General features: G+C 72.8%; 12 protein-coding genes. 6 read left to right on the top strand and 6 right to left on the bottom strand.

Annotation, left to right across the window (positions count from 1 at the left end):
* Positions 1-110 precede the first annotated feature (110 nt).
* Positions 111-662: an N-acetyltransferase family protein gene (locus tag AC07DU_RS04250; protein WP_479109534.1), complete on the top strand. Its 552-nt coding sequence runs from the start codon at positions 111-113 to the stop codon at positions 660-662.
* Positions 663-690: 28 nt separating this feature from the next.
* On the opposite strand, the gene AC07DU_RS04245 is transcribed toward AC07DU_RS04250, so the two are convergent.
* The 4 genes from AC07DU_RS04245 to AC07DU_RS04230 form a co-directional block, all read right to left on the bottom strand.
* Entirely contained in the window at positions 691-1,137 is a 447-nt protein-coding gene (locus tag AC07DU_RS04245; protein WP_453372814.1) for a nitroreductase/quinone reductase family protein, read from the bottom strand.
* Between the two features lie 138 nt (positions 1,138-1,275).
* Positions 1,276-1,461 carry a hypothetical protein gene (locus AC07DU_RS04240; RefSeq protein ID WP_360898629.1) on the bottom strand — a complete coding sequence of 62 codons (186 nt, stop codon included), beginning with the start codon at positions 1,459-1,461 and terminating at the stop codon, positions 1,276-1,278.
* Between the two features lie 10 nt (positions 1,462-1,471).
* Positions 1,472-3,133 (bottom strand): N-acyl-D-amino-acid deacylase family protein, encoded by a 1,662-nt coding sequence (locus AC07DU_RS04235; protein ID WP_479109532.1) that lies wholly within the window; start codon positions 3,131-3,133, stop codon positions 1,472-1,474.
* Positions 3,134-3,147: 14 nt separating this feature from the next.
* Positions 3,148-4,428, bottom strand: coding sequence for an alanine racemase (locus tag AC07DU_RS04230; RefSeq protein WP_453285874.1), 1,281 nt, complete (start codon positions 4,426-4,428; stop codon positions 3,148-3,150).
* A gap of 281 nt (positions 4,429-4,709) precedes the next feature.
* Here AC07DU_RS04230 and AC07DU_RS04225 point away from each other — a divergent pair, with 281 nt between their 5' ends.
* Together AC07DU_RS04225 and AC07DU_RS04220 are read left to right on the top strand one after the other, a co-directional pair.
* Entirely contained in the window at positions 4,710-5,462 is a 753-nt protein-coding gene (locus AC07DU_RS04225; RefSeq protein WP_360898635.1) for an IclR family transcriptional regulator, read from the top strand.
* Positions 5,459-5,878 carry a RidA family protein gene (locus AC07DU_RS04220; protein WP_479109530.1) on the top strand — a complete coding sequence of 140 codons (420 nt, stop codon included), beginning with the start codon at positions 5,459-5,461 and terminating at the stop codon, positions 5,876-5,878. Before AC07DU_RS04225 ends, AC07DU_RS04220 begins: the two co-directional genes overlap by 4 nt.
* An 82-nt stretch (positions 5,879-5,960) precedes the next feature.
* On the opposite strand, the gene AC07DU_RS04215 is transcribed toward AC07DU_RS04220, so the two are convergent.
* Both AC07DU_RS04215 and AC07DU_RS04210 read right to left on the bottom strand, forming a co-directional pair.
* Positions 5,961-7,295: a M14 family metallopeptidase gene (locus AC07DU_RS04215; RefSeq protein WP_479026690.1), complete on the bottom strand. Its 1,335-nt coding sequence runs from the start codon at positions 7,293-7,295 to the stop codon at positions 5,961-5,963.
* A gap of 129 nt (positions 7,296-7,424) precedes the next feature.
* Positions 7,425-9,119 (bottom strand): chitinase, encoded by a 1,695-nt coding sequence (locus AC07DU_RS04210; RefSeq protein ID WP_479109527.1) that lies wholly within the window; start codon positions 9,117-9,119, stop codon positions 7,425-7,427.
* Positions 9,120-9,435: 316 nt separating this feature from the next.
* On the opposite strand from AC07DU_RS04210, the gene AC07DU_RS04205 reads away from it, so the two are divergent.
* Genes AC07DU_RS04205 through AC07DU_RS04195 form a run of 3 tightly spaced genes read left to right on the top strand, consistent with a single transcriptional unit; the run spans position 9,436 to position 12,376 of the window.
* Positions 9,436-10,344 carry a hypothetical protein gene (locus AC07DU_RS04205; protein ID WP_479026696.1) on the top strand — a complete coding sequence of 303 codons (909 nt, stop codon included), beginning with the start codon at positions 9,436-9,438 and terminating at the stop codon, positions 10,342-10,344.
* A gap of 48 nt (positions 10,345-10,392) precedes the next feature.
* On the top strand, positions 10,393-11,094 hold the full coding sequence (gene cpaB / locus AC07DU_RS04200) for a Flp pilus assembly protein CpaB (RefSeq protein ID WP_360898643.1): 702 nt from the start codon (positions 10,393-10,395) through the stop codon (positions 11,092-11,094).
* Positions 11,095-11,101: 7 nt separating this feature from the next.
* Positions 11,102-12,376 (top strand): CpaE/TadZ family protein, encoded by a 1,275-nt coding sequence (locus tag AC07DU_RS04195; RefSeq protein ID WP_479109525.1) that lies wholly within the window; start codon positions 11,102-11,104, stop codon positions 12,374-12,376.
* Position 12,377: the final 1 nt, after the last annotated feature.

The raw sequence follows: 12,377 nt of genomic DNA, 5'->3' as shown, positions 1-12,377 counted from the left end.
TGCCGCAGCCGCCCCGGCGCGGCCGCCGACGGGGCCGCCGGCGGGGCGCACGTCCCGCGCCCGGACCAACGCGGCGGCTCCGGCGCGCGCCGCCGTGGCACGATCGGGCCATGGAGTTCCGGTACGCCACCGAGGCCGACGCGCCTGCCGTGGCCGAGATCCTGGCCGCCAGCCACCACGACGCCCTGACCGAGCGGCAACGGGCGGAGCAGGGCTTCGTCCAGGGCCGCTTCGACGCCGACGTCCTGCGCTCCATGGCCCGGGCCCGCGAGCTGCTCGTCGCGGACGACGGCGGCCGGGTCGCCGGACTCCTCGCCCTGTCGGAGCCCGGCGCCATCGCCGATCCCTCACCGGCCGTCGCGGGCCTGCTCCGGGCCCAGGACCTGCTGGAGTGGGAGGGCCGTCCCCTGCGCGAGGCGCGGTGGCTGCTCTACGGGCCGGTCGTAGTGGACGCGGCGTACCGCGGGCGGGGGGTGGCCCGGGCCCTGTTCACCATGGCCGTGGCGGCCGCCTCGGAACGCGCCGACGCGGTGGTGGCCTTCATCGAGGCCGGCAACGCGCCGTCGTGGAAGGCCCACGTCGACGGCTTCGGCATGACCCCGCTGGGCGACTACGCCGTGGGCGGGCGCACCTACACCGCGGTGGCCGCGCCGACGGTCTAGCCGGAGGGAGGGGGAGGGGTCAGAGGGGTCAGCACTCCAGGATCACCAGCGGGATCTCACGGGGGCGCGCCGCCGTCTCGTCGTCCTCGAACGGGGGCCACAGGGCCGTCATCATCTCCCAGTACGTCTCCCGCTCCTCCGGCGTGGCCGTGTGCGCCACCGCCTTGTGGACGGCGGCGCCGACCTGGAGGCGGACCTCCGGGTGGGCGGTCAGGTTCTCGTACCAGCGAGGGTGCTCCGCGGCGCCGTAGGCGGCGGCCACGACGATGAAGCGGCCCGCGTCCTCGCCGTAGATCAGCGGGGTGCGCGCCGTGCGGCCGGTGGCGCGGTCGAGCGTGGTGAGCAGGAGGGTGGGGACTCCGTGCCACAGGTGCCCGTCGGCGCCCGCCGTGGTCACGTAGGCGCGGACGTGATCGAGCCGCGGACCTGGCGGTGGGTCGGCGGGGTGGTCCCAGTCGACGTCGAGAGCGTGCATTCACCTGTCCTTAGGGTGTCGGCCCCCTTGCGGCTAACGAGCATGAACGATTCTGGATGCGGTCGGCCCCCGCCCCCGCGCCTCCAGCGTGGGCGGTGCGGGGGCGGGGGCCGTCAGCAGCATCCGTGCGTCGCCGCCCTACGGGAGGTAGCGCTCGATGACCTGCGGGCCCTCCTTCTCGATCAGCTTGCGCGCCTTCTCGACCCGCTCCGGAGTCGGGTCGTGGCCGGTCGCCATCACGAGGTCCTCGGGGTCGTACGGCCGTTCCCCGCCCGTGAAGAGCAGGTCCGACCGTGTGGGCTGCTCGTCGGGTTCACTGACCATCGCGTACCTCCTACGGTTTTCCCCTGGCCCCATACTCCGGCCGCCGCGCCATGAACGCACTTCGGCCGGCCGCGGGGCCGGGAACCGGGCCGCTGACGCCGGTGAAAGCCGTGCGGCGCACCGAGCGCCCGGCCAGGACGTCCGTGCGGCGCCCGTCCCGCATGACGAACCGCCCGTCGATCAGGACGTGCGGAATGCCTGTGGGCATGGTGCGCGGCCGCTCGTACGTGGACCCGGCCGCGACCGTGTCCGGGTCGAAGAGGACGAGGTCGGCGCGGTGGCCCACGCGCACCAGACCCCGGTCGGGCAGCCGCAGCCGCGCCGCGGGGCGGCCGGACAGGTGCGCCACGCACTCCTCCAGGGAGAGCAGGCCGAGCTCGCGGACGTAATGGCCGAGGTAGTGCGGGAAGGTGCCGTAGGCGCGCGGGTGCGGTTTCGCGCCTTGCAGGATGCCGTCCGAGCCGCCGGTGTGGGCGGGGTGGCGCATGATCGCCCGGACGTTCTCCTCGTAGCCGACGTGCTGGAGGATCGTCGGCGCGAGCCGGTCGCCCAGCAGGAGCCGCCGGGCCGCCTCCCAGCCGGCCAGGCGCGTGCCCACGTACGCCCCGAACGCCGGGTCGGTGACCCCGGACACCTCGATCGTCGACCAGTCCACCGGCACCCCGTGGCAGCCGTCCGCGCCCTCGACCTCCAGCGCGCGCCGGATCCGCTCCGCCTCGCCGTCGTCGCGCAGCCGGGCCAGGACCGCCTCCGGTCCGCCCGCGTTCGCCCAGCTGGGGAGCAGGGCGACGAGGGTGGTGCAGCCGGGGGTGTACGGGTAGCTGTCGAGCGTGATGTCGGCGCCCCCGGCCAGCGCCGCGTCGAGCAGGGCCAGCAGCTCGGCGGCCCGGCCCTCGTTCTCACCGAAGTTCATGGTGGCGTGCGCGAGGTGCAGGGCACAGCCGGCCTCCCGGGCCAGCTCGACCATCTCGGCGTAGGCGGCGAGCGCGCCCCGGCCGTACGAGCGGTGGTGCGGGCAGTAGTAGCCGCCGTAGCGGGCCACCACCCGGCACAGCTCGGTCAGTTCGGCCCCGGAGGCGTACATGCCGGGGGTGTAGGTGAGCCCGGAGGACATGCCGACGGCGCCCTGCGCCAGCCCGTCGGCGACGAGCTGGCGCATCCGGTCGAGCTCGCCGCCGGTCGCGGGGCGGTCGTCCCAGCCGAGGGCGTACGCGCGGACCGTGCCCTGGGGGACGAGGTAGGCGGCGTTGACGGCGACGCCCTGACCGCCGTGGGCGCGGTCCAGCCGGTCGAGGTAGCCGCCGACCGTGCGCCAGTCGAAGTCGACGTCGTCGCCCGGCCCGTTCCAGCCGGCGATGGCGGTCCGCACCCCGGCGAGGGTGCGGTCGTCGGCGGGCGCGTACGACAGGCCGTCCTGGCCGAGGACTTCGAGGGTGACGCCCTGGGCGGCCTTCGCGCTGTGGTCCGGGTCGCGGAGCAGCGCGAGGTCGCTGTGGGCGTGCATGTCGACGAAGCCGGGGGCCAGGACGAGGCCGTGCGCGTCGAGGTTCGCGCGGCCGCCGGGGAGCGATCCGATCGCGGCGATCCGGCCCTCGTGCACGCCGACGTCGGCCCTGTACGAGGGCCCGCCCGTGCCGTCGACGACGCGGGCCCCGCGGACGACCAGGTCCATCGAGACCGGTCCGCTCAGAAGAAGGTGCGGACGAAATCGGTGACCGTGCCGTCGGCCTCCACCACCGGGATCAGCTGCCACTTCTCGAAGATCGTGCAGGGGTGGGACATGCCGAGGGCCACCCAGTCGCCCACCTGGACGTCGTCGGCGGAGTCCGTCTCCAGCCAGGCGTGCTGGTCGGACAGCTTGACCACGCGGACGCCGGTGGCGGGGCGCTCCTCGCCGGTGAGGGGGTCACGGACCACCTCGGCCTGCGGCAGGCCCAGGTCGTAGGCGATGTCGCGCTTGCCCGCGTTGACGAAGGCCTGGGTGGGGGAGGGCCGGGAGACGACCTGGGTCCACAGGCGGAACGCCGGGCGCAGGCCGCCCTCTTCGGGGTGCCGGTTGAAGGGCGTGAGGCGGGTGTACCAGCCGTGGTCGTGGGAGACGTACGCGCCGGAGCGCAGCAGCCTGAGGACGGGCCGGGAGAGCTCCGGGATCTCGGCGAAGACCTCCGCGACGGCGTCGAACCAGGCGGAGCCGCCGGCGCTGACCACGATCTCGTTCAGGTCCGCGGCGAAGCGGCCGGCCTTGTCGAACTCGACGGCGAGCCCGGTCAGCCGGCGCAGGTACGCCTCGACGCGGGCCGGGTCGGCGTCGGGGACCTCGGCCTCGTAGCCGGCGACGCCGATGAGGTGCAGGGTGTCGGTGGCGGCGACGGCGTCGGCGACGGCGCGGCAGTCGTCGTCGCTGCGGGCGCCGGTGCGGGCGCCCTCACCGGCGGCGACCTCCACGACGACGTCGATGCGGGCCGGGTGGCCCTTCAGGGCGCGGTCCATGAGCTGGACCCCGCGCACGGAGTCGACGTAGCAGATGAAGCGGAAGTCGGGGTCGGCGGCGAGCTCGTCGGCGATCCAGCGCAGCGAGACGGGATCGACGAGCTCGTTGGCGAGGAAGATCCGCTCGATGCCGAAGGCGCGGTAGACGCGCACCTGGTGGGGGACGGCGGCGGTGATGCCCACCGCGCCGTGTTCCAGCTGGCGGCGGAAGAGCTGCGGGGACATGCAGGTCTTGCCGTGCGGCGCGAAGGCGAGGTCGTGGCGGGCGGCGTAGGTGCCGAGCGCGGCGAGGTTGTGCTCCAGCGCGTCGGCGTCGAGGGTCAGCACGGGGGTGGTGAAGCCGCCGGTGTGCAGGTCCCGCCGCTGCGCCGCGAGCTGTCCCACGGTGAGACCGGCCGCCTGGGCGTCCGGGGGGAGGCCCTTGAACCGGTGGTCGACCGGCTCGTCGGCGAGTTCCTTGACGGGGTCGCTGGCCATGCGGGTGCCTCCCGGTGGTTGCATTCTGTGCAACGGTCGTTGCGTGTACCGCTGCCCGTGTCTAACATCCCGCATGACGGTGGGTCAACGTTTGCAGCGGCGCCGCTGCTGGGGCTCCGCCCCGGACCCCGCGCCTCAAACGCCGGCGGGGCTGAAATTGTCCGTGCCTGGTGGACTGGTCCGGGCGAGATCCAGCCCCGCCGGCGTTTGAGGCGCGGGTCCGGGCGGAGCCCCGGCACCGGCGGAGCTGGTGTTGCAGTGACCGTACGGGAGGACGAGGGATGAGCCAGTCCGTGGAACGGGCGCTCGCGGTGCTGCCGCAGCTCGCGCAGGGCCCGGCCGGCCTGGCCGCGGTCGCCGACGCGCTCGGCGTACACAAGAGCACCGCCCTGCGCCTCCTGCGCACGCTGCACGCGCACGGCTTCGTCTACCGGCAGGCCGACGGCCGCTACCGGCTGGGGGCGCGACTCTTCGCGCTCGCCGCCGAGGCCATCGAGAACCTGGACGTCCGCGAGATCGCGCACCCCCACCTCGTCGAGCTGAACAAGGCCACCGGGCACACCGTGCACCTCGCCCTGCACCAGGACGACGAGGTCGTGTACGTCGACAAGGTCGACAGCCGCTACCCGGTGCGGATGTACTCCCGCATCGGCAAGCCGGTGCCCCTCACGGTCGCCGCGGTCGCCAAACTGCTCCTCGCCGACCTGCCCGAGGCCGAGCGCCTCGCCCTCGCCCGGCGCATCGACTACCCCCGCTACACCGCCCGCTCCACCCCGGACGCGGCGGCCTTCCTCCGCGAGCTGGACCTCGTACGGGAGCAGGGCTGGGCCACCGACCTCGGCGGGCACGAGGAGTCGATCAACTGCCTCGGCGCGCCCGTGCACGGGCCGGACGGGCGGGTGGTCGCCGCGCTGTCGCTCTCCGCGCCGGGCGTGGTCCTGGCGGCCGAGGGGCTGCTCGAACTGCTGCCGCTGGTACTGCGTACCGCCGACGCCATCAGCCAGGACTACTCAGGAGCACAGGAGAAGACGTGACAGCGAGCACCGGGAAGACCGCCCTCACCCCCGAGACCCACACCACGCCGCCCGCGAGGTTCTCGCACGGCGTGCGCAAGGGGAACATCCTCCAGGTCGCCGGCCAGGTCGGCTTCCTTCCGCACGTCGACGGCCGGCCGCCCACCGTCGCCGGTGCGACGCTGCGCGAGCAGACCCTGCGGACGCTGGAGAACGTCCGCTCCGTGCTGGAGGCGGGTGGCGCCGGCTGGGACGACGTGATGATGATCCGCGTCTACCTCACGGACACCGCGCACTTCGCCGAGATGAACGCCGTCTACGACGCCTACTTCGAGGAGCAGGGCCTGAAGGAGGCTCCCGCCGCCCGCACCACCGTGTACGTCGGCCTGCCGGAGGGGCTCCTCGTCGAGATCGACGCCCTGGCCGTCCTCGGGTAGGCGCCGTCCTCGGACAGGCGAGGTCCTCGGACAGGCGGAGGGCGCCCCCCTGCCGGTGGGGCGCCCTCGGTTCACCGGTGCGCTAGGCGGTGCAGTACTGGGCTTCCTTGCCGATCGAGCGGTACATGCAGTCCGCGTTCTCCAGCAGCTGGAGCACCGCGTCCTTGTTGCGGGCGGTCTCGCGGTCGATCACCTCGTCCGGCGGGTAGAAGCCGCCCCCGCCGTTCTCCGGGTACATCTCGAAGGTGTAGGCGAAGATCTTCTGGTTGCCCCACAGCCAGTCGTCGATCGTCCCGTCCGTGATGTAGAGGTCGCTCGACTGCTCCGGCGTGTAGCCGTTGCTCGCCGCCATGCTCGTGCCGATCTTCTTGTAGACGGCGAGGTCGTCGGCGGTCAGGCCCGGGGCGGTGTCGTTGTAGGTGTAGCCGAAGGGCCAGAGCACCAGCTCGCTGTACGTGTGGAAGTCGATGGCGGCCTTGATCTGCTGCTTGCCGCCGACCACCCGGCCGCGCACGAAGTCCGAGACCACCTTGACCTCGGGCGCCGACTCGGCGGCCGGACCGCGGTAGGTCTCGGAGCTCTTGCTGCTGCTGGAGCCGCCGCAGCAGCCCCACTTGTAGTTCCAGTTCCGGTTCTCGTCCGTGCCGATGTACGAGGAGCCGGAGTTCGGCTGGCGGTTCTTGCGCCAGGAGCGGTAGGAGCCGGTGGCGATGTCGTACTCGCCGCCGTCCGGGTTGAGGTCCGGGATGATCCAGATCTCGCGGCCGTTGACGGCGTTGGTGACCCGGGCGTCGGTCCCGTACTTGGATCCGAACTCGTTGAGCAGGTACAGGGCCATCTCGACGGTCAGGTGCTCGCGCGCGTGCTGGTGGTGCGTGAAGAGGACCTCGGGCTCGGCCTCGTCCGTCGCCGCGTTGTCGCTGATCTTGATGGCGATCAGGTCCCGGCCCTGGTACGACTTCCCGATCACCTGCTTGGTCATGATCGAGGGGTATTGCGCGATGCGCTGGTTGATCTCGGCGGTCGCCTCGGCGTAGTTGTGGTACTTCGAGTCCGCCGAGGGGAAGTCCATCGGGCTCGCCGCGACACCGGGCAGCGAGCGGTCGGGCGGTCCGGGCAGGGCGTTCAGCTGGTACCCCTGCGCCCGCAGCTTCTCGGCCTGCATGGTGTCGGCGCTGACGACGACCGAGCGGGCGTCGACCTCGTCGATCGAGACGCCCGTACGGAGCAGGGCCGTGCGCTCGGCCGCCGTGGAGGGGCCCTGGATCTCGTACTGGACGATGGCCTCGTCCTGGGTCGCGGTGGACGGGGTGGGCGGTGGGGACGCCGTCGCGCTCATGCCGTAGGCGGGTGCGCCCAGCGCGAGCGCCAGAAGGGCGGCCGTGACGGCCGCCCTTCGGCGGGAATGGAGCCGCATGCGTTCTCCTGGGTGGGGAGTGTGGGGGGTGGGGGCGGCGGGCGCCCCCGCCGTGCGGATGCCGCACAGCGTGCTCTCGTGACATGGCCCGGTCAAGTGTCCGATTCAGGCCACCCCCACACCTACCGCCTACGGCAGGCCGTGGACCTTCGGACCCACCGCGTTGGACCAAGCACCACCCGCCTTGGCATCCCAGTTGGTCGACCAGGTCATCGCGCCGCGCAGCCCCGGGTAGGTCTTCGACGGCTTGAAGGAACCGCAGCTCGTGCCCCTGGTCAGGCAGTCCAGGGCGTTGTTGACGACGGTCGGGGAGACGTAGCCGCTGCCCGCGCCGCTCGGGGAGGCCGGGACGCCGATGCCCACCTGGGAGGGGTCCAGGCCGCCCTCCAGCTGGATGCAGGCCAGCGCGGTGAGGAAGTCCACCGAGCCCTGGGAGTACACCTTGCCGTCGCAGCCGTTCATCGAGCCGCTGTTGTAGTACTGCATGTTGACGACGGTGAGGATGTCCTTGACGGCCAGCGCGGTCTTGAAGTAGCCGCCCTGCGTGGACTGCATGTCGATCGTCTGCGGGGCCATGGTGAGGACGAGCGAGGGGCCCGCCTTCGCCGACAGCGCGCGCAGCGCCTGCGTCATATAGGTGGGGTTGAGGCCGTTCTCCAGGTCGATGTCGATGCCGGTGAAGCCGTACTCCTGCATCAGGGCGTACGCCGAATTCGCGAGGTTGGCGGCGGAGGCGGAGTCGTTGACCGAGATGGTGCCCTTCTCGCCGCCGATGGAGAGGATGACCGACGTGCCGGCCGCCTTCTTCGCGGCGATGTCCGCCTTGAACTGGGCCACGGTGTAACCGCCGAGTCCGGCCGAGTCGAGGTTGAAGGTGATGGCGCCGGGCGTGGTCGTGGCGTCGGCGAAGGAGACGGCGATGATGTCGTACTGGGCGGAGACGTCGGAGATCCGCTGGACCGTCGCGCCGTTGTTGAAGTTCTGCCAGTAGCCGGTCAGCGCGTGCTTGGGCACGGCCGGGTTCGGGTTCGGGCCGCCGCCGCCGGTCGTGGTCCCGGTCACCGGGGCCGACTTCGGACCCTCGCCCGCCGCGTTGTACGCGCTCACCTGGAAGGAGTACGAGGTGGCGGCGGCGAGTCCGGTGATCTGGGCGGAGGCGGTGGTCACGGTCCGGACGCGGACGCCGTCCTGATACACGTGATAGCCCGTGGCCCCGCCGACCGCGCCCCACGAAAGGGTGAGCCCGTTCGTGCTCTGGCCGGAAACGGTGGTCCCGGCCGGTGCGCCGGGCAGGCTCGGGCCGGGGTCGGTGCCCCCGCCGCCGTCCGGGCCGAAGACGCTGAACTCGTCGACCAGGTAGGCCGGCTGGCCGTACCAGCCGTGGGTGTACACGGTGACCTGCGTGGTGGTGGGACCGGTGGTGAAGGTGGTGGAGAGCTTCTGCCAGCCGCCGCCCGAGCCGGGGGTCCAGGTGGAGACGTCCTGGGTGCCGGTCCCGGTCGCGCCGAGGTACACGTAACTGCCCTGGACCTGCGTGCTCAGCGTGTAGGTCGAGTTCGGCTTGACCGTGACGGTCTGGCTGCAGCGGGCGTTGTCGGAGCCGGCCGGGGTGCCCTGGAGGGCGGCGGCCCCGGCGTAGACGGGCGAGGAGACGACGGCGCCGCCGCCTCCCGTGCACGACCAGTCGGCGAGGCCGGACTCGAAGCCTCCGTTGCGGGCGACGTTGACGTCGGCGGCCTGCGCGGTGCCGGTGGCGAGGGCGGTCAGGCCGCCGACGGCGAGGGTGGCGGCGCCCAGCAGGGCGAGGGAGCGTATGCGGTTCACGTGGGCTCCGTGGGGGGAGTGAGGGGACGTCAGGGTGAGTGGGGCACCCCGCTCACAAGTTGGTCCAGACCAATCCTCGTGTCAAGGGTCTTTGCGAAGTGGCCGGAACTGATCGGTCGTCCGATCCCGGTTGTCCGGTTTTCCGGTCACCTGCGACAGGTGCCGGAGGCACGGGTATTCCCAAGGCCCTGCCCTGCCAGGGACGACGCGGATATGGTGCTGGAGCAAGGGGGCGCGCGCCTCGCACGTTTGCGGTCGCGCAGGGGTGAGTGCCGGGCAAGCACCGGATGAGTACGGGGTGAACGGGGGGATTCGCGTGCCGACCGCCATCGCTGTCACCAGCGCCGATCTGGTGCTTCCGGCCCCCGACCGGCACACGCCCGGGGCCGCCGTCCTGCATCCGCCGGAGCAGCTCGACCTGGAGTCCGCGCTCGCCGAGACCAGCGCGCTGCTGGAGAGGCACGGGCACCTCGTGGCCGTCGTACCGCCCTGGCTGCCCGCCGCGACCGTCCGGCGGCTGCACACCGTACGGTCCATCCTGGAAACCGACCGGATCGCGCTCCTCGGCATCGATCTGCCGCCGCTGGGAACGGCCCTGCTGGTGCGTCAGCTGCGCCAGCTCAGCGTCTGCGACTTCAGCCCCGGAATCATCGCCTCCGCCGCTCGGCTGCTGTCCCACTACATCCACGCGGGCGCGCTGCTCGGCTCGGTCGCCAAACTCGACCGGGTCCGCGTCCCGGTCGGACTCGGGGCGCACGCCAGGTCCTGGTCGCCGAGCGCGCAGTTCGCCGTCATGGCCCACCCGGCGCCGCACCTGGCCAAGCTGCCCAAACCCGGCGCCGGGGCCGGCGGCCAGGACAGGGCCGTGCCGTCCGGACCGGAGTTCGCCACGCACCTCGTCTTCGCCCGCGGCCAGCTCACCTCCGACTGGGTCACGGCCGAGCTCGCCCCCGCCTGGCAGGTGCAGGGCGTCATGGAGAACCCGCTGCCCGCCCTGTCACCCGGCTGGTGGGGCACCCCCAAGCTCGTCGAGTTCGCCGCCGGGATCCCGGACCTGTCCGTGCTCTACCAGCTGGTCGCCTCGGTCCGCCGCGAGGAGTGCCGCTGGTGCGGTCTCGAACTCATCGGCGACCGCTGCGGCTTCTGCGCCGCCCCGCTGACCGCCCCGCCGGCCGCGCCGCCGCCGTCCACGGCGTCGGCCGCCGCCGCGGGCTCCAGACCCTGACCGACCGATTCCCCCGAACGAACGAAGAACGGCGAGGTAGTAAGGCCCATGAACTCACGCCAGCGCCGCGGCGTCATTCTGCTGCTCCTGTCGGTCCTGTGCGCCCTGGGGGCCTTCGCCGGAGTCCTCGTGGTGATCGGCGACGTCAATTCCAAGGTCGGCGCGGAGGTGGTCGCGTACCGGGCCAAGGGCGACATAGCCCCGTACAGCCCGCTCGCCGCCGGGCAGTTCGAAGAGGTCAGGATCCCCAAGCGCTGGCTGTCCGAGACCGCCGTCACCGACCTCGGAGCCCTGAGCGGCAAGATCGCGCTCACCACCCTGAAGAAGGGCTCCCTGCTCCAGGCGGACATGTTCGTCGACCGCCCGCAGCTCCAGCCCGGGGAGCAGGAGATCGCCATCATGATCGACGCGGCGACGGGCGTGGCCGGAAAGATCACCTCCGGCGCCAAGGTCAACATCATCGCCACCTTCAAGGGCGCCAAGGACGGCGACCCGTCGCGGTCGGTGATCATCGTCGCCAACGCGCGGGTCCTCGGCGTCGGCAGGCTCACCGCCCTGGACAAGGACAGCGACCGCAAGGGCCCGGCCGAGGCCGTCCCGATCACCTTCGCCCTGAACACCAAGGACACCCAGCGCGTCGCCTACGCCGAGTCCTTCGCGGAACACGTACGCCTCGCCCTGGTGGCACCCGGCACCGACTCGGCGCCCGGCCCGAGCGACCGTACGTACACCCTCGACGGGGACAAGTGAGGCGCGCATGACCACCCGAATCCTCCCCGCGGTCGGTGACCCGGACGCCGCGCGCGCCGTCTCCACCCTGCTCAGCCAGCTCCCGTCGGCGGAGCCCGCCGCCCCGGTCCCCGACTCGACGTCGCTGCTGGACACCCTCGCCCGCCTCGCCGCCGACTCCGTCGACGAACTGCCCGAGGTCGTCCTCGTCCACGAGCGGATCGGCCCGGTGCCCGCGCTGGACCTCATCCGCGAAGTCGCCCTGCGCTTCCCGGCGGTGGGCGTCGTGCTGATCTCCTCCGACGCCGGCCCGGGACTCTTCTCCGCCGCGATGGACTCGGGCGCACGCGGCCTGATCGCCCTCCCCCTCTCCTACGAGGAACTCGCGGCCCGCGTCCAGGCCGCCGCCCAGTGGTCCGCGGGCGTACGCCGCCACCTGGGCGGGGGCGCCGCCGACGTCCTCACCGGGCCGGGGGGCCGGGTGGTCACCGTCACCGGGGCCAAGGGCGGCGTGGGCACCACCTTCACCGCCGTGCAGTTCGCCCTGGCCGCGGCCGCCTCCGGGCGGCGTACCGCCTTGGTCGACCTGGACCTCCAGGCCGGGGACGTGGGCTCGTACCTCGACGTGCAGTTCCGGCGCTCCATCGCCGACCTCGCCGGGATCCAGGACATCTCGCCGCGGGTCCTGCAGGACGCCGTCTACGACGACCGGACGGGCCTGGCGCTCCTGCTGGCCCCCGCGGACGGGGAACGGGGCGAGGAGGTCGACGACCGGGCAGCGCGCCACATCGTCGGCGCCCTGCGCAGCCGCTACGAGCTCGTCGTGATCGACTGCGGAACGCAGGTGACCGGCGCGAACGCCGCCGCGGTGGAGATGGCGGACGTGGCGGTGCTGGTCACCACCCCGGACGTGGTCGCGGTGCGGGCGGCGAAGCGGATGGTCCGGATGTGGGAACGCCTCCAGGTGCGCAAGGCGGAGGACACCACCATGGTCGTCAACCGCCACAGCAAGCACACGGAGATCCAGCCCGCCCTGATCGAGAAGATCACCAAGACCCGCGCCACCCGCACCCCCGTCCCGGCCGCCTTCAAGGAACTCCAGGCCGTGGTGGACGCCGGGCGGGTCCAGGACCTCGACAACCGCTCGACGGTCAAGCAGGCGCTGTGGACGCTGGCGGGCGAGCTCGGCCTCCTGTCGGCCCCGGACAACGCCCCGGCCACCGCCACCGCCACCGCGGGCGGAGCGCTGGCGCTGCGCGCCCCGGGCCCGGTCTCCCGCCTGCGCCGCGGCCGGGAGGGCTGAC

It is taken from the genome of Streptomyces sp. NPDC045695, assembly GCF_056432025.1.
Note: the sequence above shows the minus strand (reverse complement) of the source record. Positions and strands in the feature narration are given on the sequence as shown.

Bases quoted from the DNA above. Each gene is read 5' to 3' on its own strand.
- AC07DU_RS04250 (WP_479109534.1), top strand. From the start codon at position 111: ATGGAGTTCCGGTACGCCACCGAGGCCGACGCGCCTGCCGTGGCCGAG.
- AC07DU_RS04245 (WP_453372814.1), bottom strand. From the start codon at position 1,137: ATGCACGCTCTCGACGTCGACTGGGACCACCCCGCCGACCCACCGCCA.
- AC07DU_RS04240 (WP_360898629.1), bottom strand. From the start codon at position 1,461: ATGGTCAGTGAACCCGACGAGCAGCCCACACGGTCGGACCTGCTCTTC.
- AC07DU_RS04235 (WP_479109532.1), bottom strand. From the start codon at position 3,133: ATGGACCTGGTCGTCCGCGGGGCCCGCGTCGTCGACGGCACGGGCGGG.
- AC07DU_RS04230 (WP_453285874.1), bottom strand. From the start codon at position 4,428: ATGGCCAGCGACCCCGTCAAGGAACTCGCCGACGAGCCGGTCGACCAC.
- AC07DU_RS04225 (WP_360898635.1), top strand. From the start codon at position 4,710: ATGAGCCAGTCCGTGGAACGGGCGCTCGCGGTGCTGCCGCAGCTCGCG.
- AC07DU_RS04215 (WP_479026690.1), bottom strand. From the start codon at position 7,295: ATGCGGCTCCATTCCCGCCGAAGGGCGGCCGTCACGGCCGCCCTTCTG.
- cpaB (WP_360898643.1), top strand. From the start codon at position 10,393: ATGAACTCACGCCAGCGCCGCGGCGTCATTCTGCTGCTCCTGTCGGTC.
- AC07DU_RS04195 (WP_479109525.1), top strand. From the start codon at position 11,102: ATGACCACCCGAATCCTCCCCGCGGTCGGTGACCCGGACGCCGCGCGC.